The sequence below is a fragment of the Prosthecobacter sp. SYSU 5D2 genome (assembly GCF_039655865.1).
Lineage (GTDB): Bacteria > Verrucomicrobiota > Verrucomicrobiia > Verrucomicrobiales > Verrucomicrobiaceae > Prosthecobacter.
The window spans coordinates 61,527-84,767 of sequence record NZ_JBBYXL010000010.1 but is presented as its reverse complement, the minus strand read 5'-3'; the positions used below and the strand labels follow the sequence as shown (position 1 = coordinate 84,767).

Sequence of the window (23,241 nt, the reverse complement as noted above, 5' to 3'; positions counted from 1 at the left end):
CGGGCCTAATGGATATGACCGCCGGTCATGAAGGCTGCACGCAGCAGCCTGCGCTCCGAACCTCACGGAAACGGCCCGCATCCAGGAAAAAGCTGGGCGGGCATACACAAAAAAGGCAGGCCTTTCGGCCTGCCTTTTGGTGAATCGGGTATTCCGCAGCTTAATGCTGGCCGCAGAACTCTTCAAAGCGGTCCATGCCGGCATTGATCACGTCCAGGCCCGTGGCGTAGCTGAAGCGGATGGTGTATTCCGCACCGAAGGCCACGCCCGGAACGGCGGCCACCTTGCCCTTGCTCAGCAGCTTTTCACAGAAGTTGACGGACTTGATGCCGATGGGCTCAATGCCCACCAGGAAGTAAAACGCGCCCTGCGGCTCCACCACGGTGATGTTCTTGATAGCCTGCAGGCGGCTCAGCATATACTGGCGGCGCACGTCGAACTCGTCACGCATGTCAGCCACGATCTGCTGGTCACCCACCAGGGCGGCGATGGCGCCGTATTGGGCAAAGGTGGTCGGGTTGCTCGTCGTGTGGCTCTGGATGGTGTCAATGGCCTCAGCGATGCGCTTCGGTGCCGCGGTATATCCCAGGCGCCAGCCGGTCATCGCGTACGCTTTGGAGAAACCGTTCACCGTGATGGTGTTGTCGAAAATCTCCTTGCTGATGCTGGCGATGCTGACGTGCTGGTTTTCACCATAGACCAGCTTTTCATAAATCTCGTCAGACAGGATCAGGATATCCTCTCCGGTGGCGATCTCGCCCAGGGCCTTCAGTTCTTCCTTGGTATAAACCGAGCCCGTCGGGTTGCCGGGGCTGTTGATGATGATCATCTTGGTCATCGGGGACATGGCGTCCTCAAACTCTTCCGGGGTGATCTTCCAGTCGTTTTCCACCTTCGTTTCCACCACCACCGGGATGCCGCCCACCAGCTTCACCATCTCAGGATAGCTCGTCCAGTAAGGGGCCGGAATGATGACTTCATCGCCAGGATTCACACAGGCGGCGATGGCGTTGTAGCAGGAGTGCTTCGCACCGCAGTTCACGCTGATCTGGGAGGGGTCATACTGCAGGCCGTTGTCCACCAGCAGCTTCGCGGCGATAGCCTCGCGCAGTTCCAGCAGGCCGGCACTTTCCGTGTAGCGGGTCTTGCCCGTGTTCAGTGCCTCGATGGCAGCAGCCGTGATGTGCGCTGGCGTGTCAAAGTCAGGCTCGCCCGCCCCAAAGCTCAGGACGTCCACACCCTGCTTCTTCAGCGCCTTGGCCTGGCTGGTGATGGCTAAGGTCATGGAGGGCGAAAGTTCGGCGATGTTTTTGGCAATGAAGTCCATAGTGGGAAAAGGTGCGGATCAGATGGGTTGTGGCGTCTTCCCTTTGGGGGAGGGGGTGGCTAAAAAGGAGCGGCGAGCGGGTTTGTCAACGCTGGCGGTGACAAGGTGAGCTTCACCTGTAGCCACTTTCCACCCGCTTGACGAGTTAAAAACCTGGATTTACCCGGCTTCCAGGCCCTCAAAAACAGTTGATAATAAATTCTCAATAGGTCGCCCGGCCTCCGGAAAGATCAAAGACCGCCCCCGTGGAAAAGGAGCACTCCTCGGAGCACAGCCACGCCACCAGCGCCGCCGCCTCCTGCTTCTGACCAAACCGGCCCATCGGGATCTTCGCCAGCATGTAGTCAATGTGCGCCTGCGTCATCTGCCGCAGGATGTCCGTCTCGATCACCGCCGGGGTGATGCAGTTCACCAGCACATTGGACGTCGCCAGCTCCTTGCCCAGGCTCTTCGTCAGAGCCACCACCCCCGCCTTCGAGGCACTGTAGTGCACCGCATTCGGGTTTCCCTCCTTCCCCGCTACCGATGCCACGTTCACGATCCGCCCGTAGCCGTTCGCCAGCAGATGCGGCACCACCGCCCGGCAGCAGAGAAAGGTGCCCGTGAGATTGATGTCCATCACCCGCTGCCAGTCCTCCGGCCGCAGGTCCCAGGTCTTCGCATTGTTCCCCGCGATGCCCGCATTGTTCACCAGCAGATCAATCTTGCCCAGCTCCGCCAGCGTCTTCTGCGCAGCCGCCTCCGTGGATTCCGCGCTTGTCACATCCACCTGCGCCGTCACCACTTTCCCAAATTCCGAAAGCGCCGCCTGCGCCGCCTCCAGCGCCCCCGCATCCACATCCCACAGGCACACCCCCGCCCCATTTTTCAGCAGACGTTCAGCAATGGCATAGCCAATGCCACGCGCACTGCCCGTGACGATGGCCATTCGGTTGGAAAGAGGAAGGTCGTTCATGATGAGCCTCACATAACGCCCCCAGTCACCCACCTTTTCCGCCCGAAGTGATGGCTGCACGTACTATTGGACCTCGCCCCGAAGATGCTGGCAAAAAGATGTTGGGTAAAAAATGGCTTTCATCTTTTACCCAACATCTTTTTGCCATCCTTCCCCGCCCTGGTCTGCTGCCAAACACGCTCACAAGCGACACCCCATCACGCCTTAATAATCCCCTTCAGCACCGTCATCTGGGACTTCGCGCGCTCCTCCACATAGGCCATCGCCTTCTTCACCTTCGCCTCGGCGGCGGGGTAGTCCTTGTGGATGCCCATCAGGATCTCGAACATCTTCTCCGCCGGGGTCGCATCAAATTCCGGGGCCCATTCCTCCAGGCCGATGTCCTTGAACATCCAGCACTTCGGCGAGTGAAACTCGGAAAACGTGTGCATCATCGGCGTCCCCATCGCCAGGGCCATGATGGGCGTGTGCGGCTCGTGGCAGATCACCGTGTGGGCACGTGCATAGAAGGAGCAGGCCTCGTCCACATTCCAAAATTCGTCAAAATTCACCACATGCTTCTTCAGGTCATCCGGCAGCGTGTCATAGATGAACTTCTTGTTATACTCCATCTCTTTGTAAACCTCCGGCGCGATCACCACTTTATACCCCGTCTCCTTCACCCACATGGCGATGAGGTCCTGATAAACCTTCGCCCGGCGCGTATCATCCGCGATGTTTTCCGGCGTCGGATTCAGCGGGTTCAGCTTCTGCGGCCGCTTGTCATCCACCCCCGGGCTCGTTGGCGAGTGCGTGCGCAGTTGCAGGGTGATAAATTTCTTCTCCTCCAGCCCGTGCTTCTTCATCCGCGCCAGCGCCTTCTCCTCATCCCGCACATCAATGCCAAAGCAGCCGTCCGGCCCAAATTCCAGCACCGGTGGCTTCACGCCAACGTCCTGCAGCAGCTTCAGCGTCTTCGAGTCGCGGCAGTAAATATACGCCGCCCCGTTCAGCAGCTTCACCCTCTCCTCCCCGCCCGGCCCCTTCACCATGTCCGGGAAATACGACTGCCCCTGCAAGCCCCAAGGTTTGCCGATCTTGTTGCAGTAAATCATGAAATCTGTGGACTGCCCCATCCCTGGCCCGCGCAGGAAAAAGTCCGACCGCTGGATCGCCTCCTGCACCGCCCCGCCCTCTTTCGACAGCGCCCCCTTCACGATCTCCAGCTTCGGGAACCGTTTCATCAGCATCGCATCCACCGCCTCATTGGTATTTGCCGCCCACAGGATCACCTTCGCCTCCGGCAGATACTGCTCCAGGAAGCGCAACGTCCCCGGCGTATGCCCGATGTCCCCAATGTTCTTCGTCGCCCAGGCGCATTGCAGCAAAACGGTCTTCTGGCTCCCAGCAGACTGGGCAAAAGCTGGCAAGGAGGCCGCGCCAAGCGCAAGACCGGAATTTCTGAGAAAAGTACGACGTGAAATCATGGTGATCCAAAAACTAGATCAAAACCCACGCCCTGCCCACCCAATTCTCACCTGCCCCATGCCCCAACGCCCTAGACCTTCATCATCGCCTCGATCTTCTTCGTCGCAATGCCAATGGGCCGGTCCAGCGGCACTCCCGCACAGGTCAATAACGTGGTCAGCAGGTCCCCCTGATTACCCTTCGTATCAGCCAGGAAACGGCCCGTGTTGACAGAGCCGCCGCCTTTGCCCGCGATGATAAAGGGCAGGTTCGCCCGGCTGTGTTTGTTACCATCTTCCAGGCCGGAGCCCCACATCATGATGCAGTTGTCGAGCAGGCTGCCATCCCCCTCGCGCAGGGCGGCCATCTTTTTCACCATGTAGGCAAACTGGCTGATGTTAAAGGCCGTGATGGCCTGCACCTTCCCCACCTTGACAGCCTCATGGTTATGATGGGTCTGGGAGTGGTGCGAATCCGTGAATCCGAGCTCCGGATACGAGACCCCATTGGGCGTAGAGCCAATGTAGGTGCTGACGCGGGTGGTGTCCGTCTGGAAGGCCAGCACATTCAGGTCGCACATCACCTGCATGTATTCGCTGCGTTTGTCGCCATCGGGAATGCGCACCTCAATCGGCGGCGAGTCTGTGGCGCTGCGTTTGCTGGCGGCGACTCCGGCTTTTTCCAAAGCGGCCTCTTTCTGCCGCATCTCGATGGCGGCGATCCGGCGTTCCACGGAGCGCACGCTGTCCAGGTATTCATCCAGTTTCTGCTGGTCATTATGGGGCAGTTTTTTGCGCAGTTCGCGGGCGCCTCCGATGACCAGGTCCAGCATCTGCCGCTCCAGCGGATCCGCCTTCCGGCTGCTGCCGGGCCGGTCGGTTTTGCCGAACAAACGATTCAGTACATTGCGCGGATTGATCTCCGCTGGCATCGCCTGGGTGGGGGAGCGGTAGCTGCAATGGGAGTAGTAGCCTTCGTTCAGGCCCTCCTGGTTTTCTTTGTGCGTCTGCGGCATGGTGGCCAGTTCCAGGGACGGCAGCGCGGTCGTTGCGCCGATGTAGTTCGCGGCGATCTGGTCGGCGGAAATGGCGATGTGGATCTGGTTCCTTTTGCTCGCATCCGGCAGCGTCGCCGTCAGCCAGGTGGAAAGCTCCAGCGCATGCGGTGCCCCGCTGAAAGGGGCAATGCCCACGCCGGAGATGCCTTTCATGAGCAGGCACTGGTCCAAAATAGGCCGCAGGGATTCCAGCGCAGGCGGTGGGGCGCTCAGGTAGGTCTCGGGCGAGGTGGGCCAAAATTGCTCCGGGATGACTCCATGCGGCATGTACATGAAACCAATGCGCACCGGCGGCTTCACCACCGCCCGGCCTTTGACGGAATCCGCCCAGCCCATGGTCTCCAAAAGCGGCAATCCCAGGCTGGCTCCGAGGCCTTTGAGGTAGCTGCGACGATCAATGAGGTGTTTGCTTGTCATGGCAATAAAAAGGGGGGCTCAGTCTTTGACCCGGCGGTTCAGGAAAGGATAACTGGTGACGATTTCCGTGATGAGAGTCTGCATCCGATAACCATCCTGCGCGATGGTTTTCATGAGCTGGTCCACCACGATGTGGTCATAACCTTCAAGCTGCCGGCACAGCGCGTAAGCCATGAGCTTCTCCGTTAAATTACGGGCCAGATCATCCTTTCGTGCAGCAATGATCTTTTTCAGCTCCTGGGGTGTGGAAAACCGTTTCCCGCCCGGCAGCTCGCCCCCCGCGTCAATCTCTCCGCCGGTATCGTCCTTGTCACGCCAGCGGCCGATGGCGTCAAAGTTCTCCAAACCGAAGCCGATGGGATCCAGGATCTTGTGGCAGTTGGCGCACACCACATTCGTACGATGCAGTTCCGTGCGCTGCCTCAGGGTCAGATTGGCCACCGTGTTCTTGTCCTGCTTTTCCAGGGCCGGCACATTCGGCGGGGCGGGCGGCACGTGTTCCCCCAGCACCTGCTCCAGCACCCACACCCCGCGGTTCACCGCACTGGTGCGGTTGGGGAAGGAGGTCGTCGCCAGCACCGCAGGCATGCCCAGGATGCCGCCCCGGTTCCGGTCCGTCAGCGCCACCCGCTGCATCTCGTCGCCCGTCACGCTTTTCTCCAGACCATAGATCTTGGCCAGGGTCGCATTCAGGAACGTGTAGTCGCTGTCAATGAAAGCCACCACGCTCCGGTTGCCCCGCACGATGCTGTCAAAAAACAGCCGCGCCTCGTCATACATCGCCCGGCGCATCGCGGGCGTCATCTGCGGGAATTTCTTCGGGTCAAAGGTCTTGCTGTCCAGGCTGCCCAGCCCCAGCCATTGCGCCCCAAAGCCGTCAAACAGCGCCCGCGAACGCGGGTCCGCCAGCAGCCTTTTCACCTGCGCCTTCAGCACCGCAGGCTCGTGGAGCTTGCCCGCATCCGCCAGCTTAGACAGCTCCGCATCCGGCATCGTCGCCCACAGTAGGTAAGACAGGCGCGAGGCCAGTTGATGGTCATCCAGCGGCACGATCACCTTCCCCGCCACCGCCTCTCGCGCCGGGGTGATGAAAAGAAACTGCGGGGAGACCAGCACCGCCTTCAGCATCAGCCGCAGCGCTTCCGGGTAGTCCAGCTTGTTCGCCAGCCCCAGGTCAAACACGCCCACCAGCACCTCCACCTCGTCCTCCGAGGGCGGCCGCCGAAAGGCACGCCTCGCCACCGAGCGGGCCACCTTTTTCGCCGACTCCCGGGGATCCGCCCCGGCCGCAGGCGGCTCGCCAAACAGACGTTTCTGCACCGCCGTCGGCGGCTTCCCTGGTGCCGCCAGGATGCGGTCCAGCACCTCATTGGCGATGCCCAGATACTGCTCCGTCTGCATCGGGGAGAGCGAGTTCAGGTACCCCTGCCCCGCCACCTCATCCGGCAGCTCCTGCGCCACGTCCACATCCACCCCGAACAAATCGTGCAGCGTGTTGCCATACTCCATCTTCGTCAGCCGGCGGATCACAAACGGCCCCGGATCCTTCGCACTCAGGTATTTCACCTGCCCCAGGCTGTCCAAAAACTGCTGCCTCTCCTCCGGCGCAGGCTGGTCCGCATCATCCGGCGGCATGTCATGCGCATTCACATTGGCAAACGCCTGCAACCACTTCCGGCTCGCCGACGCCTCGCCCGGATGTTTCAGCGCCGGTTCCAGGTTCAGCCCGCCCTTCGTCCGCCGGTTGCCGTGGCACTCGATGCAATACGTCTTCACAAAAGGAGCCACCCCCTTTTTAAAAGACTCCTTCGCCTCCGCCTGCCGCACCTCAAATTCCGCGTCCGCCTCCCCCACCACCTTTTTCTCAGCCCTCGCCACTCCACCCATCCCCAGGCTCAGCGCCCCCATCAGCGTCAGCGCCTGCAAAAACCCACGCCCCAGCCCTCTGGCCAACACGTCACCAGCCGTCATTTCAAATTGGGGGGGAATCATTCTCAAGCAGTCTTCAAAAAAGGTAGCCCAATACTACGACTGCGCCACCCCCGGTTTTTTCGAAGAAACGCACCGGCGGATGCTTCAAGCGGAGCGCGGACACTCATGTCCACAATCAAAACCCTGCGGCGTAGCCGCCTAGCTGGAGTGGTCCGCACCTTGCGCAACGCCGCGAAGCGAATCCTCAGTGCAGGCCAATTTAGTCAACAATCTGTTAAATGGGGAGTTGCCCAATCTTTCAGTTGAATACGAAAACCGTCGTATTCATCACGTTGATGCCTGGCCACTTCGATACTCTTAGAACGGGCATCTTTTATCACCTTCTTCAATTCGTTCGCTTTATCGAATTTCCAATCAGCAACCATATCATGAAACCAGTCATGAAATGAAACTAGGCGAGGAGGGGAGCTTGTGTAAAAAGCGATTAACGCATTAGCAAAAAGTGTCTGATCTTCCGATTCGACTGCACCTGACATAATTTTAAATAATCTCCACCCAACCAAGTCATTCGACATTCTTGAAAGAATTTCCGTTTTAAAAAACTCCTCTCCCAATAGCTTACTCAACTCCTGCACGCCCCTGTATTTAAGATCAAGGCTCTCAATACAAGAAACAAGCTGATCAATGTACCCCTGACGCTCTTGAGCAGGCATTTTAATCATGAGAAAAAGTCGCCAGATTACCCCCAAACGTTGACTGCCCCACCCAATACTACAGCTGAGTAATTCTCGAATTAGAATTCCCCTAGTGTCGGCATCAGGTGCGCTGCAAACTGATTCCCACAGCTTCGTCAGATCTGAACTATTTTTTCGATTAACGATCCGATCAAGAAGGTGACAAACGCTCGCTTGAAACATAGAATCAGCGGGATTCTGCAGCACGGAAAAAAGTATGTTATCCCAAAAATAACGACGATTCTCAGCTACACCAAACGCAGAACAATAGCCGACATATCCCATCGTAAGCGCCATACAAGCATACCGCATAGACGGAACTAGCGCATTAACGCTTTCAGTTGCAGGTAAACTAAAAAAATCAGTCGTTGACGTTAGTATTGGCATAATTTCTATGGAAACGTCAGCCCGTGTCAACGCGATGGATTTCAGCCAATATGCATCAATTCGGGAGGACCTAAGGCAGTGCAACAATGACTCGATTTCACAGATGGAGAGTTCTGCCCAATGATCCATAAGATCTCTCACAGCCATGCCGCATGCATCGGTTGAATCGACACTCAACATCCTCTTGGCTATTTGATTACGTTGGTGCGTCGACAAGTTTTTAGCTTCAAAACAACAATCCACTACGGATAATGCCCAATCGTCAAGAAAGCTATATTTTAATTGCTCCTCAATCCAATCTATCCAAGCAGACGATAGCGCGAAGAAATCATCAGCGCTCACAAAGGATGCTGATTCCCTAGCGGTGGCATAATACTCGTCCGTCGCAATTCTATAATGAAGAGGCGCAAGAGTTCGAAGTATGCTTACAGCCGATTTCGCCCAATAACTCCATAATATTTGCCAGTCATTGTCATCAAGACTGCTCCAATAATCAGGATCCTCATTAATTTCAGTATAAAGATTAAAATAAGAGTGACAACAAATAACTGCCACAGCAGGGCCCTCTAAAGCTTTGGCGGCTGACTTACATATTTCAGTTAAGTTGCCAACGCTCTTGAAACCTGGCCATCCTTTTATTAACTTATTGACTACTCTCGCTTTCACAAAAGGATGATCATCTGAAAAAATCAAATTCCTAATTTCTTCATTAGCAATAATGCCCCACTGTAAACTTACCTCTGCAGCATCAGCGCGGATAAAAACCTGATCACTTTTTAACAAGGTCCGCAAGATGGCAACACTAGGAGTAAACCCGGCCTTCCTGAGCATGAATACTGTATTGAACGCATCCGCAACTCTATTGGGTAGATTTTGGCAAGGCTGATTACCTTCGAATGAAGACATTGCCATATTCAATTCCTGTGAACTTATTTGCCTTTCTTTACGCGAGTAATCCGCAAACCAACCCTTTGAGGAATTGTGAATCCAAGGGGTATTTCCTTTCCAAAGAATTGCCTGCATACTCGCCTCCACATTTTTTGCCAAATAAAGTAAATCTTCAGTAGTTTGGTGATTTGACTCAGTCAAAAGAATCATTAACAATGAACCGCGGACATGAGGGAAAATGCTTCGTTTCGCAGCCTTATTTGCGTGTTTGATAATTTGCTCTTTAAGCGCTCTATCAATTGGATTCCATTGTGACAACCACAACGAAAGAAATCTGCACGCCGACTGGCCAACCTCTGAATCGAGGGATTCAAACGCTCTGCGAAATAAATCTATAACATCTTCTTGCGCAGATGGTGGTTCCAACAACAATCTTCTTTGAAAAGCTTCCCGGTAATCGGGATGGGAGAACTGCCAACGATCTACACTAAATCGAAGATATCCTTTTCTTTCAAAAGAACGTAGTTGTGTCTTGATTTCTGAAGAAATCCTGAAAAGGGCTTCGTATTCAGGAAAATCCCGGTCGGGATCTTGATCGACGTTGCCTTGGCCTAAGCTTATCATTCTTCCCAGGCTATCTGGATGCATTCCAGAACCAATTAATTCTTTCTGTAATGCAAATTGGATCTCAATTTCTGACATCCCATTAAAACCGGCGGCGCACATTCCTAGAACCAACTGAAGCAAACGTGTTTCATCGTCAGAGCAAAGTTGGTCTGCAATCATGGGTGCATTAAAGCGGGCAAGACTCAGTACTGCCTCAGCTCCCCAATCGCTAGTTGAAGGCTGATTACGGGCGAGATGATCTAATTGCCCTGGCTGAAGAAGTTCGGTTTCCAGTGCCGTTTTAAAATGTTCCTCAATGATGCGGTTAATTTTTTCATGTACGGTATGTGTTCGCTTGAGGTGATTCCAAAGAACGAAGCAAAATTCTCTATTTATTACCGTAACATCGTACCATTCTGAACCATACGCATCTTTGACTACCCAACCTATTCTATGAGCAATTCCTTCTAGCTCCTCTATTCTAGCAGTAATGATTAATCGATGTTGACCGGCAATTTTCCGCGCCAGTTGACTGATACGGTAACGCATTTTAGATCTATCATGCGCAAAGGTAAAGGGATCATCCAGAACTACAAGCTTTGTTTCTAGTGTATAAGGATCTAAAAAATTTATTGCTTGTTGCACATCATCCGTTCTGAGACAATCAATGCCGCGATCCTGCATTGACTGGGCAATCGAACAAGCGAGGTGTGACTTACCAGACTGAGGCCTTCCCGTCAGACAAAGTATTTTTTTCGACTCAAGTATGCCAACTAAAATTTGTTCCTCTGGCCTAGCAAGGTTTAGTTGTGCCAACTGCATCCTTTTAACATCATGCTTCTTTAGCAGGTTGCGAATAGCAGGCATTACATCATTACCGGAATCACGTCCCTTTCTGATCTCTTGCAGCAAAAGACCTATAATAGTGGGACGTGTTATAGCAGGAATCCGGAATCGCTCTAATGACCGCAGCACACGCTGCTCAACCTCATCTTCAGTCAGTTGGTCCCATATCACAATCCGCTTCCACATATCCGTTAGACCAGCTTGTTCCAGAGTCTCCGCTAGATTCTGGCATACATCCGCCCTTGCTTCCTCAAGTTTAGTTGCTTTTGCTCTAAATATTCTTGTTAACCCTTTGCACAATAAAGACAGACCATCTTTCGTCAATGGAGGTTGCTTGTGAGGGTTAAATTCTCCCAATGGTCTAATGAATCCCTTTGTGTTATCGGCACATCGCCGTTTCGTGATGAGAAGCGCTACCAATTGCGGATTATTCTGTAAGCGATGGATCAAACATTCGGTTGCCTGACGAGAACCAAAATGAGCTAGCCACTCAGCAAGGACAGGGGCATCTAGATCGCCCTCTTGATATTTTGACTGCATAGAGAACTGCAGTTCTTCAGAATCTACTCGCAAGATAAGTTCTGCATCTTCTAATCCTTCAACTTGTAGAGTTGATTTGCCTGGTTCGTCAATTTCATGCAGCAACCCAAGCCATAGCGTGAGGAGGTATTGGACTTCATAACCTTTAGGACCAGTTTTTTCGACCGACATGCTGCATGATTACAGTTACGACAAATAACTCAACTAATATATTTGCTCTCTTAGGATTTGATTTTTAATCCGCTTCTAAATTAAGCTAGGGCAATTTCCTGGCGCAGTCAGCATGATTCTTTACTATAAAATTAATCTCTCTCACCCTAAAATCCTCTTCAAAAACGGTGCCGTGCGGCTGACCTTGTGATTGGCCACTTCCTTCGGGGTTCCCGCCGCGACCACCTGGCCGCCATCAGCCCCAGCCTCGGGGCCGATGTCGATGATGTAGTCGGCTTCGGCGAAGATGTCGGGGTGGTGCTCGATGACGACGACGGTGTGGCCGTCGTCCACGAGGCGGTGCAGGATGTCAATGAGGCGGCCGACGTCCTGCATGTGCAGACCGATGGTGGGTTCCTCGATGAGGTAGAGGTTCTTCTTCTGGTTCTTCAGGCCGCGCAGTTTCTCCGTGGCGGAGCGGGAGACGCCGCCGCTAAGCTCGGTGACGAGCTTGATGCGCTGGGCCTCGCCACCACTGAGGGTGGGGCTGGGCTGGCCTAACTGCAAGTAGCCCACGCCCGTGTCCGCCAGGAGCTGCAAGGGCCGGGCGATGCGCTGCTGATGGGCAAAGAACTCCGCCGCCTCGGTGATGCTCATCTTCAGCACCTGGCCGATGTTTTTGCCGTTGTACTCCACTTCCAGGGTGGCGGAATTGAACCGCAGGCCGTTGCAGATCTCGCAATGCACACGGGTGGTGGGCAGGAAGTTCATCTCCACCTTCACGTTGCCATTGCCCTGGCAGGCCTCGCAGCGGCCACCTTCGGTATTGAAGGAAAAACGCCCCGCCTCATAGCCGCGCGCACGCGCCATGGGCACCTGGGCGAAGAGTTTGCGGATGTCATCCAGCACGCCCACATAGGTGGCCGGGCAGGAGCGCGAGGTCTTGCCGATGGGCGACTGGTCCACCTCATAGACAAACCCGAAGCTGTCCGCCCCGGTGATCGTTTTCCACAATTGGTTAGGCGATTTGCGTTTCTTCTCCTTGCTCAGCAGGTTCTTCATGCCGGGGAACAGCACCTGATGCAGAAAGGTGCTCTTGCCGCTGCCGCTGACGCCGGTGATGACGGTCAGCCGCCCCACGGGGATCTGCACATCAATGTCCTTCAGGTTATTGGCATGGGCACCCAGGATGCGCAGCCAGCCGTCTTTGCTCTTCGCCGGCGGCAGGTCCCGCCACTCGCCACGCAGAGGATGTTTAAAAGGGTTCATCAGCCCGTGTCCGGTGACGCTTTTTTCATCCTTCAAAATGTGCGCCAGATTCCCCTGCGAGATGACCTCGCCCCCAAAACGTCCGGCCCCAGGCCCCAGGTCAATGATGGTATCCGCCCGGCGCATGGTGTCATCATCATGCTCCACCACGAGCAGGGAGTTGCCCTTGTCCCGCAGGGCCACCAGGGTATCCAGCAGCCGCTCATTGTCACGCGGATGCAGGCCGATGGTCGGCTCATCCAGCACATACAACACGCCGCGCAGATTGCTGCCCAGCTGCGCCGCCAGCCGGATGCGCTGCGCCTCGCCACCGCTCAGAGTATCCGCGCTGCGGTTGAGCTGAAGGTAACCCAAACCCACCTCCTTCATGAAGTGCAGCCGCTGCTCGATCTCCGCCAGGATGTCCCGCGCGATGATGGCCTCCGTGCCGCTAAAGGTCAGCTTCTTCACCGCCTCCGCCGCATCCTGCGCCGCCTGCGCATTCAGCACCGGTACGGTGAAATCCTGCAGCCGCACATAACGCGCCGTTTCATTCAGCCGCGAGCCCTGGCAGGCCAGGCAGAGCTGGCGCTCGCCTTCCTCTTCCTCATCATCCGCCCCGCGCGAAAGACGCCGCTCCTCCTCCATCTCCGCCTCAAGCTGCGAGATGTCATCCCGCCGCGGAGTCGCCCCTCTGGCCGACACCTTGAAGCCGAATCCACGGCAGGTCGGGCACCAGCCATGCGGGCTGTTGAAGGAGAACAGGCGCGGGTCCAGCTCCTCAAAGGACAGGTCGCATTTGGGGCAGCTCATCTCCGTGCTCAGCACCTGGGAGGTATTGCCCGGCAGCCACAGCTTCACCGTGCCCTTGCCCATCTTCAGCGCCTTTTCCAACACCGGCCTCAGTTCCAAAGCGGACGCGCCTTTTTTCACCTCGCCCACCACGGCATCAATGCTGTGCTCCTTGAACCGCTCCAGCCTTTCAAAATTCGCCGTCGGCAGGAACTGGCCATCCACCAACATGAGCGAGATGCCCTGCTTGGCCGCCGCCTCCGCCACGTCCGTGTGGAAACCTTTGCGAGCTTTGATCAAAGACGCGAGCACCTGCAGCGGCCCCTTCTTGGCCCGCTCCACCACGGTCTGAGTGATGGCGCTCAGGCTCTGCTTCTGCACCGGCACATCGCACTTGGGGCAATACTGCGTTCCCAGCTTGGCGAACAGCAGGCGCAGGAAATGATACACCTCCGTCACCGTCGCCACCGTGGACTTGCCACCGCCGCGCGAGATGCGCTGCTCGATGGCCACCGTTGGCGGCACGCCGCTGATGACATCCACCTCCGGCTTCTCCATCTGCTCCACAAAGGTGCGCGCATACACGGACATGCTGTCCAGGAACCGCCGCTGGCCTTCGGCAAAAACCAGGTCAAAGGCCAGGGACGATTTGCCGCTGCCGCTCAGACCCGTCACCACCACAAACTCATCGCGAGGGATCTCGATGGAGATGTTTTTCAGGTTATGCTCACGCGCTCCCCGGATGCTGATGGTGTTCGGCGTCGCAGCCACCGGGGCCGCTGCTTTTTTCACCTTGTATTCAGCCGCCCGTTCAGCCACCCGCGTCTCTGCTCTGCCCGCGCCGAATTTCTCCGCTAGATACTTGCCCGTCCACGATTCCGCACAGGCGGCCACCGTTTCCGGCGTGCCCGCGACAACAAGCTGCCCGCCCAGCGCACCGCCATCCGGCCCCAGGTCAATCACCCAGTCCGCACACTGGATCACATCCACATTGTGCTCGATGACCAGGAGGCTGTTGCCTTCATTGACCAGCCTTTGCAGCAGCCTAATCAAAAGCGCAATGTCATCAAAGTGCAGGCCCGTCGTAGGCTCATCCAGCAGCAGCAGGGCCGACTTCATGTCCGCATCCTTTTCCCCTGCATTTTCGATGAGATGCCCCACCAGCTTCAAGCGCTGCGCCTCACCGCCGGAGAGCGTGTTCAGCGGCTGGCCTAACTTTAAGTAACCCAAACCCGCCTCCACCAGGATGGAAAGCTGCCCGGACACCTGCTGCGCCTTGCGCAGGAAAGAAGCCTCCGCCCGCGGAGTGCCACTGCCCGCAGGTGCCTCCAGTTTGGCGAACCACTCCGCCGCCTCCTCCACCGTCAGCCCCAGCACATCATGGATACTGCGCCCTTGAAGATGAATCTTCAAGGCGTGCGGCTGGTAACGTTTCCCCTCGCACTCCGGGCAGGTCACATACAGGTCGCTGAGGAACTGCATCTCGATCTTCTCGAAGCCGTTGCCCATGCAGCGCTCGCAGCGCCCCTCGCCCGAGTTGAACGAGAAAAACCCCGGCATCACGCCCTGCGCCTTCGCATCATCGCTTTCCGCAAACAGCGCTCGGATCGTATCAAACGCACCCACATACACCGCCGGCGTACTGCGTGGCGTGCGCGCCAGCGGCGACTGGTCCACCATGATCACCTGGCTCAAATTTTCATGCCCGGTGATGCTGCGCACACGGCCTGGTTCATCCTCCCCCACCTCCCCGCGCAGGCGCTGGAGATTGCGATACAGCACCTCATGCACCAGCGTGCTTTTGCCCGAGCCCGACACCCCCGTGATGCAGCAAAACACCCCTAGCGGGATCTCCACATCCAGGTTTTTCAAGTTGTTCTGCCGCGCCCCTTTAATCAAAAGCGACGCCGTCGCCTCCCCGTTCGGAGTTCCGCCTTTAGGCAGCTTCTGGGCCTTGGCCCCTGCTTTAGCCGCCGCCCCAAACTTCACAACCCGCCGTTTCTCCGGCACCGTGATGCTTTTACGCCCTGTCAGATAATCCGCCGTCAGCGAGCCCTTCATCTTCTCCAGCCCGCTCAAAGGCCCGTCATAGACCAGGTGCCCGCCCTTGTCTCCGCGACCGGGACCGATTTCGATGACATGATCCGCGGCCCGCATCACGGACTCCTCATGCTCCACGACCAGCAGCGTATTGCCCTTGTCGCGCAGCCCTTCCATGACGCCGATCAGCCGTCCGATGTCACGCGGATGCAGGCCGATGCTCGGCTCGTCCAGAACAAACAGCGTGTTCACCAAAGACGCTCCTAAACATGTGGTTAGGTTGACCCGTTGCAGCTCCCCGCCGCTGAGCGTCCTTGTTAGCCGGTCCAGGTGGATGTAGCCCAGGCCCGCACGGTCCAGATAGCTCAAGCGGCCCGCGATTTCATCCCGCAGCATCTGCGTGGCATTGTCCCCCGGCGTCACGTGCCAGCTCTGCACCAGCGGCAGCAGATCCGTCACCGGCAGGTTCCACAAGTCCGCAATGGTGCGACCCGTGATGCGGAAATTGTAAGCATCCTTTTTCAAGCGGCCGCCATCGCAATCCGCACAGGTGGTATAAGCGCGGAAGCGGCTGAGGAAGATGCGCACATGCATCTTATAAGACCGCGCTTCCAGCCACTTGAAGAACCCACGCACCCCATACCATTCCCCGTCCCGCCAGGCCTCCTCCGGGTCCGTGCCCGCGCCCTCCACCACCCATTTTTGCTCATCCTCCGGCAGGTCGCAGAAGGCCGTGTCCAGATCCACCCCCTTGCGCCGCGCCGCCTTTTCCAAATCGTCCTGGCTCTCCCGGTACGTGCTGCCCGAAAACGCCTTCACCAGCCCGCCCCGGATGCTCAGGGACTCATCCGGCATCGCCTTCCGCAGATCCAGCCCCAGCGTCCGCCCGAACCCCTTGCAGGTCGGACAGGCCCCGATGGGACTGTTAAAAGAAAACAGCCCCGGCGTCGGCGGCGGGAGCTGGATGTCACAGTCCGCGCAGCGCCAGTCCGTGGAAAAAGAAACAGTGTTCAGTGTTCCGTTTTCAGTGTTCAGTTTTCCGATTCCATTGTTCAACTTCTCAACATTGGCCTTCGATTTTGCCCCTTTCTGAACACTGGAAACTGAAGACTGGAAACTGAACACCGTCACCTGCCCCTTCCCCAGCCGCAACGCCGCCTCCACCGCCTCGCTCAGGCGCGACTTCTGGTTAGGCTCCAGCACCAGCCGGTCCTGGATGACCATCGCCACCGCCGGCAGCTTGCGCCCTTTCATGGCCTCCGGCTCATCCGTGCGCACGGCTTCCCCATACACCCAAAGGCGCAGGTAACCCTGGCTTTGCACAAAGGTGAAAAAATCCTCCGTCGCCGTTCCGGGCGGCACGGGCACGCCAAAGCAGATCATCGCCTGCTGCCCGGCATAGGTCGTCAGCAGCTCATGCTGGATGCTTTCCGGCGTCTCCGGTTTCACCGGCCGATGGCACTCCGGGCACTGCCCCTCCGCCAGGCGCGGGAAGAGCATTTTCAGGTAGTCATTGATCTCCGTGATGGTGCCCACCGTACTGCGCGTGGAGCGGATATTATTGACCTGCTCAATGGCGATGGCCGGCGGGATGCCATGGATGGCGTCCACCTTCGGCTTGTCCATGCGCTCAAAAAACTGCCTCGTGTAAGGCGAGAACGTCTCCACATACCGCCGCTGCCCTTCCGCATAGATCGTATCAAACGCCAGCGACGACTTGCCCGATCCACTCGGCCCGGTCACCACGCAGAGTTTCCCCAGCGGCAGATCCAGATTGATCCCCTGCAGATTGTTCTGCCACGCCCCCCGTACCTGGATGACATCGGCAACAACTTTTGAGGAGCACGGACTCTCCTGGGTGCTTCCGATCACATCGGCGGCAACTTTGGCGACAGCTTTCGGGGCAGGAGACTTGGCGGCAGATTTCTTCGGCATGGGGGTGGGGGCAGATTAGAGTTACGCCCGATGCAGTTCAAGTGAACTGCATTATTTATTCGCACCCGCCACTTTTTCCGGCCGCCCCTCCCTGGCCTCTCACAGTCCTCTGGGCGACATCGTATAGAGCCCCACGGTGACTTCATAAGCGTGCTCCTCTGACATGCGTTTGACTTCATGCCCAGCTCCCCAGGAATCGCTGAAAATGACTTCTTTGGAGGCGGCATTGTAGCCGATGATCATGCGCATGTGACCGCCGCTCACCTGACCGCCATTCGGCAGCGGTGGCTTTTCGGGGAAGCGCCCCAGTTGCAGCGCCCACAGCAGGGGCACCGCCTTGTCCACATGCTCCTTGATGATGACGGCAAACTGCCGTTGGGAGATGCGCCGCTTGCCTGCCGTGCTGTAGTATTGCTCCGGGTTGATGTGCGGCTTGAAGGTGACTTTGTAATGCCCGTCAATCTTGGCCAGGCTCTTCTGCATGTCGAAAATATTGGCCCCCGAAACGGCATCCACATCGACGAGCTGGGCGATCTCATGCTGGTCACAGGGGATCTGCATGTATTCAAACAGCCGCTGGCAGCTCGCCGCCACGCAGTAGCCCTTCGTCCCCTGGTCCACCATTGGCACACCCGAGATGTACACATCCCCTTCGTCCGACTTGGTGATGTTTTTCATCAGCGCCATGCGCTGCACCCCCACGCTCAGTTTGCCGATGCTCCAGTCTGCCTGCTGGGGATTGGCCAGCTTCATCCGCAGAAATTCAGGCTTCCCAATCGACCTGCCGGTTCGGTAATCATTATGCTCCAGCAGCGCGATGCCCAGGGGACTGGTCCACTGCCAGCTTACCGTCTTCACTGCAGAAGTCGTGGTCTGGGAGATGTTGCGCGGGGTCACATTCAGCACCTGCCCCAGATTTTTACCCGTCGTTTTAAAAATTTCGTCGAACTTGTCAGGCTGGATGTCGCCAGAATCGCCCCGGTTGTACAGGGACATCGTCACGCGAGCAGCGCGACCATCCACAAACTCCACAACCGCCTCATCCAATTTCACGGATTTGGCAAACAATGTCAGTTTCATATCCACGTTGGCGAACAGCTTGCGAGAAAAGCGCGCACGTGATTTGTCTGCGCTCAGCCACTCAAAATCAGGCGGCGGCCCCTGATCTTTTACCTTCATGGCACGATACTTTTGCTCAAAGGCTTCCGTAGTGCACTGCCACAGCTCCCCAAAATTGAGCAGGAAATCGAGGTCTATGGCCTTCTCCAGACGCGGGGGATTGGAGCCGGCCACTGACGGAACAGACGGCCTGAGCTCCGACTCATAAATCTTGGAAGTCATGCTGATCTGCATCCTGTCCTCCCCCAAGGCACTGACCATCACCGTCTGTTCTGCGTGCCGCCAGATCAGCAATTTCCGCCGGGTTTCCGGAGGTCCACGGGAGACGATGGAGCCTGTCTGAGGTTCCAGCTGGAGTGCCTCCGTCAGAAACTGCTGCACCATCCTCATCGTCGTCTCCTGGTCTCCGACGTTTTTTAGCAGCAGCTCGTAGCGGCAGGGGATGGCATCCAAAGTACAGACGGCGATATTATGGATGACGAACTGGTCATTGAAGACCGTCACCTTGCGGTTCTCATCAGCGCCGACGAACCAGTTTAACTTTTCCCGTATTTTGCCATCGCTGGTCACCGCCGGATTTCCATTGGACTTCACATGGGCGCTGACCGGATCCAGCAAAGCTTTGAGGTTTCCCAAAGGAACTTCATAAGGGTTATGCCACTCCAATGCCAGGCTGACATGGATGCTGTCCTGGCCATGGGCGTTTTGACCCAGAACCAGAGTCTGGAACAGCAGCAACGACAGTAAAATCCTCCCACTTATGCTCATGCTTCTTTTTTAGTAGGAAATTCCCAGCGTCGTCAATCCTTCAAATCATAAAAAAATTCAGCGGCTGTACACCCAAATCCCGCTCCTTTACAGTCCCCGTGGTGACATCGTGTACAGCCCCACGGTGGCTTCATAGGCCCCGGATTCAGACATGCGTTTGATCTCATGCCCCGCCCCCCAGGAATCACTGAAGATGACTTCTTGAGTGGCGGAATTGTAGCCGATGATCATGCGCATGTGCCCGCCGCTGACCTGCCCGCCATTCGGCAGGGGCGGGTTTTCCGGGAAGCGTCCCAGCTCCAGCGCCCAGAGCAACGGCACCGCCTTGTCCACATGCTCCTTGATGATGACGGCAAACTGCCTCTGGGAAATGCGCCGCTTCCTGTTGGCACCGTAGAATTGCTCCGGGTTGATGTGCGGCTTGAACATGACTTTGTAGTGCCCATCAATTCTGCCCAGGCTCTTCTGCATGGTGAAAATGTCCACCCCGGACTGTGAATCCACATCCGCCAGCTGGGCGATCTCGTGCTGGTCACAGGGGATCTGCATGTATTCAAACAGGCGCTGGCAGCTCGCCGCCACACAGTAGCCCTTCGTCCCCTGGTCCACCATTGGCACTCCGGAGATATACACGTCCCCGTTATCCATCTTCGTGATGTTCTTCATCAGCGCCATACGCTGTACACCCACGGTCAGCTTGCCGATGCTCCAGTCTGCCTGCTGGGGATTGGCCAGCTTCATCCGCAGAAACTCGGGCTTTCCCACCGACCGGCCGGTCCGGTAGTCATTGTGCTCCAGAAGCGCGATCCCCACCGGGCTGCTCCATTGCCAGCTCACGGTCTTCACGGCGGAGGTGGTGGTCTGGGAGATGTTGCGCGGTGCCACCTTCATGACCTGTCCCAGGTTTTTGCCCGTGGTTTTATAAATCTGGTCAAAAAGGTCAGGCTGAATGTCTCCGGAGTCTCCCCGGTTATAGAGGGAAATGGTCACCCGCGCAGCACGGCCATTCACAAACTCCACGATCGCCTCATCCACTTTGGTGGATTTGGCAAAGAGGGTCATCTTCACCTCCAGGTTCGAAAACAGCTTCCGGGAAAAGCGCGCCCGGGAGCGGTCCTCACTCAGCCACTCGAACTGGGGCGGCTGCTCCTGGTCCGTGCCTTTTTTAGCCCGGTAGATTTTTTCAAAATCATCCGCCGTGCAGTTCCACAGCTCCCCCAGATTCAGCAGGAAGTCCAGATCCACGTTCACATCCATGACAATCACCTGAGCCGGAGCGGCTGGTTTAGTCGTGTCTGCAGAATTTAACTTCAGGATGTCGAGCTCTATCTCTCTCTCACCCTTGCTACCTTCCAAACGTGTACCGAGCATCACCATCCAGTTCTGATTTCGCCAGGTAACTACAGTGCGTTTTCCACCTGGAAAGACTTCCTTCCTGGCCACCACACGCATCTTGTCTGTCACCTGCCTCTCAATCCTGTGCTCCAGACCAGGGGACTTTTTATTCGATGGAGTTCTAAAACTGAAGCTGGCATTGCCTCTGCTGCTACGACCAAGGTGAACCGCTTCGAGCTCCATTTCCTCTCCGAAAAAGCTGAACTGAAAGTCTTTTGGAGAAAAACTTTGCCAGGTACAACTATCCCCCGGCGCTTCCGCGTCACCTTTGTACTCCTTCCGATACTCGCGTAATGGAAGCATCAAATCTTCCACCGCACTGATGGAGACAATCTCCGGTGAATCCCAGTTGATCACCGTATCCAGATCCATTTTTACCGGTGCAGCCGCCAGGGACAGGCACGACGCCATCCCCAGGCTGAACAGCCACAATGAAAAGGTATTGGCTCTCAGGTACATTCCTCTTTTTTAGTAGGGAACCGTCAAAAACGTCAACCTTCTAAATCATAAAAAAGCCATCCCGAAAGAGCGGTACCGTCCGACTGAATCCTGTCACAGGCTCTCATGCACCCGCGCCAGCGCCATCAGCATGTAGGAGGTGGCCAGCACCTGGTCGCTTTCCATCCAGCGGCCGGTGCTGTTGGCCCATGAGCCGTCTCCCTGCTGGATGTTCAGCAGCTTTTCCGCGAGGTCTGCCCGCCAGTCCACCGTCTTGCCATCCTTGGTTTTCAGGAAATCCACCTCGGCGATGGCCAGGGCTTTGGCCATGGTGTGGTAATAATAATACAGTCCCTCAGGTCCTACCCCTGGGTTTTCCTCCAGCGTGTAGTTCTCGCTCAGCCACTGCATGACCGCCTTCACCCGGGGATCGCTCTTGTCCAGCCCGGCATAGATGAAGCTCAGCATGCCTGCATAGCTGATGCTGCCGTAGCTGCGCAGGGCGGTGCGGCCATCGGGCGTGGTCGTCACCTTGCCACGGGTCTCTCCTGGGCTGTACACGAAGCCGCCTGCATCCGCCTTGTCGGTGCTTACCCAGGAGGCCTTGTTCGTTTCCGGGCGGTTCTGGCAGTTTTGGATGAACTGGATGGCCGCTGCGTAATTGAGCTTCGGCTCATCCTTTCCGGCATCCCCTTTGTCCGCCAGCAGGGCTTCGGAATAATACAGCGCCTCCAGGGCGAAGTGGGTGTTGGAAAGGTCTGCGTGGGCGGGTTTGTCCGGCTTGGGTGTGCCGTAGCCGACTCCGCCGTCGAAGGGATTGTCCGCCTTGCCCTTTTCATCAAAGTCATTCTGCTGGCCGATGATGAAACGCCGGGCCGCCAGCAGCGTCTGTTCATTCTGTGGCTTGGGACTAAGCATCAGCGCTGTCAGCGCCAGAGAAGTGTTGTAATTGGCGCGGGCTTTCACATAAATGCCGCCGTCCGGCTGCACATTTTTCAAAAGGAAATCATAGGCCTTCTCAATCTCCGGCGTCAGCGCATCCCCCGGTTGGCGCTCCGGGGCCAGCAGATGGCTGGTGATGGCCAGCGCGGTGAAGGCCACTGGCTCCGCATCTCCCCACTGCCCCGTCTCCGCATTCTGCTTCCCTTTCAGAAAGGCCAGCCCCCGGTCATACGCCAGGCGGATCTCCTGTTTTAAAGACTCGTGCCGGGCGGCCTGAGTGCCGCTCTGGGCCAGGAGCATAGAGGGTAGCATCAGGGACACGGACAATGCGGCAATGAGTTTCATGGTTGGGCTGGGGTAATGATCACGGTGACAGGGGTGCCTTCGTCAGGAATATTGGCTGGCAGGGAGATCCACAGGCTGTCGTCCCAGGCGCCTTCGGCCGGGGAATTCATCAGCGCACCCCGGTCCAGCCATACGGCGATAATGGAGCCTTCGTGCTCTCCGATGAAACCCCGCTCATCCATATACGATCCATTGAATACCCAGGTTTCCAGATCCGGCGGCGGCTTCCGCGTATCGGAATTCTGCACCCACTGGGACAGCGGGGTCTTTTTCGTCTCCTCGCCCACCTTCCATTCCACCTCAATCTTCACGCGATTGGCCCCCGGCTTGGCGGGTGGCTCCTCTTTCCAGATCTTTGGCCTCTCCTCTTCCGGTACTTTCGTCAGCAGTCCTTCCGTTGCCGCCTGGTAATTGGCCAGCAGGAGCGCAACCTGCACCGCCGTCGGGCTCACCGCCGTGGTCAGTACGCTCTCATGCGTCTTGCCGGTCTCATGCACCAGCATGTACTCCAGCGGGGCCTGTTTCAGTTCCACCTGGGTGGGGATGCGTACCTCCCGCGTGGCTGCATTGATGCGGATGCCATCCAGGTCATATTCCGTGGCGGAGAGCTTTTTGAGCCTCTGCTGCGCCGCCGCCAGTTGCTGCGTGCCATCCACTTTTTCCTCCTGGGCATGAAGCTCCACCAGGCTCACGCAGAGCAGCAGGAGGGTGGCAAAAGGACGGAGCATGGTCGAAAGCATACGTGGCAGGCCGGACATGGACAAACTTGGCCACAGCTTTCATCAGGCGCAATGGCAATGCGGACAACCTTTGTCCATCAATCCTCGACCGTCGGATACGCATTGAGCACTTCTCGAAGGATTGCGCTTTTGGATCCCCCAGTATTCATTTGTCATGACAATCAGCCCCTTGCATCCTCGTCCTGGCCATCATG

At 56.9% G+C, this 23,241-nt stretch carries 11 protein-coding genes; all 11 read right to left on the bottom strand.

Annotated elements, in window-relative coordinates:
* Positions 1-160: 160 nt before the first annotated feature.
* Complete coding sequence (locus tag WJU23_RS17390) at positions 161-1,327, bottom strand: pyridoxal phosphate-dependent aminotransferase (RefSeq protein ID WP_346333880.1); 1,167 nt, start codon at positions 1,325-1,327, stop codon at positions 161-163.
* Between the two features lie 202 nt (positions 1,328-1,529).
* Positions 1,530-2,282, bottom strand: coding sequence for an SDR family NAD(P)-dependent oxidoreductase (locus WJU23_RS17385; protein ID WP_346333879.1), 753 nt, complete (start codon positions 2,280-2,282; stop codon positions 1,530-1,532).
* A 197-nt stretch (positions 2,283-2,479) separates the two neighbouring features.
* Positions 2,480-3,748 (bottom strand): polysaccharide pyruvyl transferase family protein, encoded by a 1,269-nt coding sequence (locus WJU23_RS17380; RefSeq protein ID WP_346333878.1) that lies wholly within the window; start codon positions 3,746-3,748, stop codon positions 2,480-2,482.
* Positions 3,749-3,819: 71 nt separating this feature from the next.
* A complete protein-coding gene (locus tag WJU23_RS17375) occupies positions 3,820-5,202 on the bottom strand; it encodes a DUF1552 domain-containing protein (protein WP_346333877.1) in 1,383 nt (460 codons plus the stop codon).
* A gap of 18 nt (positions 5,203-5,220) precedes the next feature.
* Positions 5,221-7,194: a DUF1592 domain-containing protein gene (locus tag WJU23_RS17370; protein ID WP_346333876.1), complete on the bottom strand. Its 1,974-nt coding sequence runs from the start codon at positions 7,192-7,194 to the stop codon at positions 5,221-5,223.
* 203 nt (positions 7,195-7,397) lie between these two features.
* Positions 7,398-11,306: a hypothetical protein gene (locus WJU23_RS17365; RefSeq protein WP_346333875.1), complete on the bottom strand. Its 3,909-nt coding sequence runs from the start codon at positions 11,304-11,306 to the stop codon at positions 7,398-7,400.
* A 141-nt stretch (positions 11,307-11,447) separates the two neighbouring features.
* Positions 11,448-17,300, bottom strand: coding sequence for an excinuclease ABC subunit UvrA (gene uvrA / locus WJU23_RS17360; protein WP_346333874.1), 5,853 nt, complete (start codon positions 17,298-17,300; stop codon positions 11,448-11,450).
* A 99-nt stretch (positions 17,301-17,399) separates the two neighbouring features.
* Positions 17,400-19,187 (bottom strand): C39 family peptidase, encoded by a 1,788-nt coding sequence (locus WJU23_RS17355; protein WP_346333873.1) that lies wholly within the window; start codon positions 19,185-19,187, stop codon positions 17,400-17,402.
* Between the two features lie 87 nt (positions 19,188-19,274).
* Positions 19,275-21,041, bottom strand: coding sequence for a C39 family peptidase (locus WJU23_RS17350; RefSeq protein WP_346333872.1), 1,767 nt, complete (start codon positions 21,039-21,041; stop codon positions 19,275-19,277).
* A gap of 93 nt (positions 21,042-21,134) precedes the next feature.
* On the bottom strand, positions 21,135-22,307 hold the full coding sequence (locus WJU23_RS17345; protein ID WP_346333871.1) for a prenyltransferase/squalene oxidase repeat-containing protein: 1,173 nt from the start codon (positions 22,305-22,307) through the stop codon (positions 21,135-21,137).
* A complete protein-coding gene (locus WJU23_RS17340) occupies positions 22,304-23,035 on the bottom strand; it encodes a YdjY domain-containing protein (protein ID WP_346333870.1) in 732 nt (243 codons plus the stop codon). Before WJU23_RS17340 ends, WJU23_RS17345 begins: the two co-directional genes overlap by 4 nt.
* Between the last annotated feature and the right edge of the window lie 206 nt (positions 23,036-23,241).

Bases quoted from the DNA above. Each gene is read 5' to 3' on its own strand.
- WJU23_RS17345 (WP_346333871.1), bottom strand. From the start codon at position 22,307: ATGAAACTCATTGCCGCATTGTCCGTGTCCCTGATGCTACCCTCTATG.
- WJU23_RS17375 (WP_346333877.1), bottom strand. From the start codon at position 5,202: ATGACAAGCAAACACCTCATTGATCGTCGCAGCTACCTCAAAGGCCTC.
- WJU23_RS17385 (WP_346333879.1), bottom strand. From the start codon at position 2,282: ATGAACGACCTTCCTCTTTCCAACCGAATGGCCATCGTCACGGGCAGT.
- WJU23_RS17390 (WP_346333880.1), bottom strand. From the start codon at position 1,327: ATGGACTTCATTGCCAAAAACATCGCCGAACTTTCGCCCTCCATGACC.
- WJU23_RS17370 (WP_346333876.1), bottom strand. From the start codon at position 7,194: ATGATTCCCCCCCAATTTGAAATGACGGCTGGTGACGTGTTGGCCAGA.
- uvrA (WP_346333874.1), bottom strand. From the start codon at position 17,300: ATGCCGAAGAAATCTGCCGCCAAGTCTCCTGCCCCGAAAGCTGTCGCC.
- WJU23_RS17340 (WP_346333870.1), bottom strand. From the start codon at position 23,035: ATGCTCCGTCCTTTTGCCACCCTCCTGCTGCTCTGCGTGAGCCTGGTG.
- WJU23_RS17365 (WP_346333875.1), bottom strand. From the start codon at position 11,306: ATGTCGGTCGAAAAAACTGGTCCTAAAGGTTATGAAGTCCAATACCTC.
- WJU23_RS17350 (WP_346333872.1), bottom strand. From the start codon at position 21,041: ATGTACCTGAGAGCCAATACCTTTTCATTGTGGCTGTTCAGCCTGGGG.
- WJU23_RS17355 (WP_346333873.1), bottom strand. From the start codon at position 19,187: ATGAGCATAAGTGGGAGGATTTTACTGTCGTTGCTGCTGTTCCAGACT.
- WJU23_RS17380 (WP_346333878.1), bottom strand. From the start codon at position 3,748: ATGATTTCACGTCGTACTTTTCTCAGAAATTCCGGTCTTGCGCTTGGC.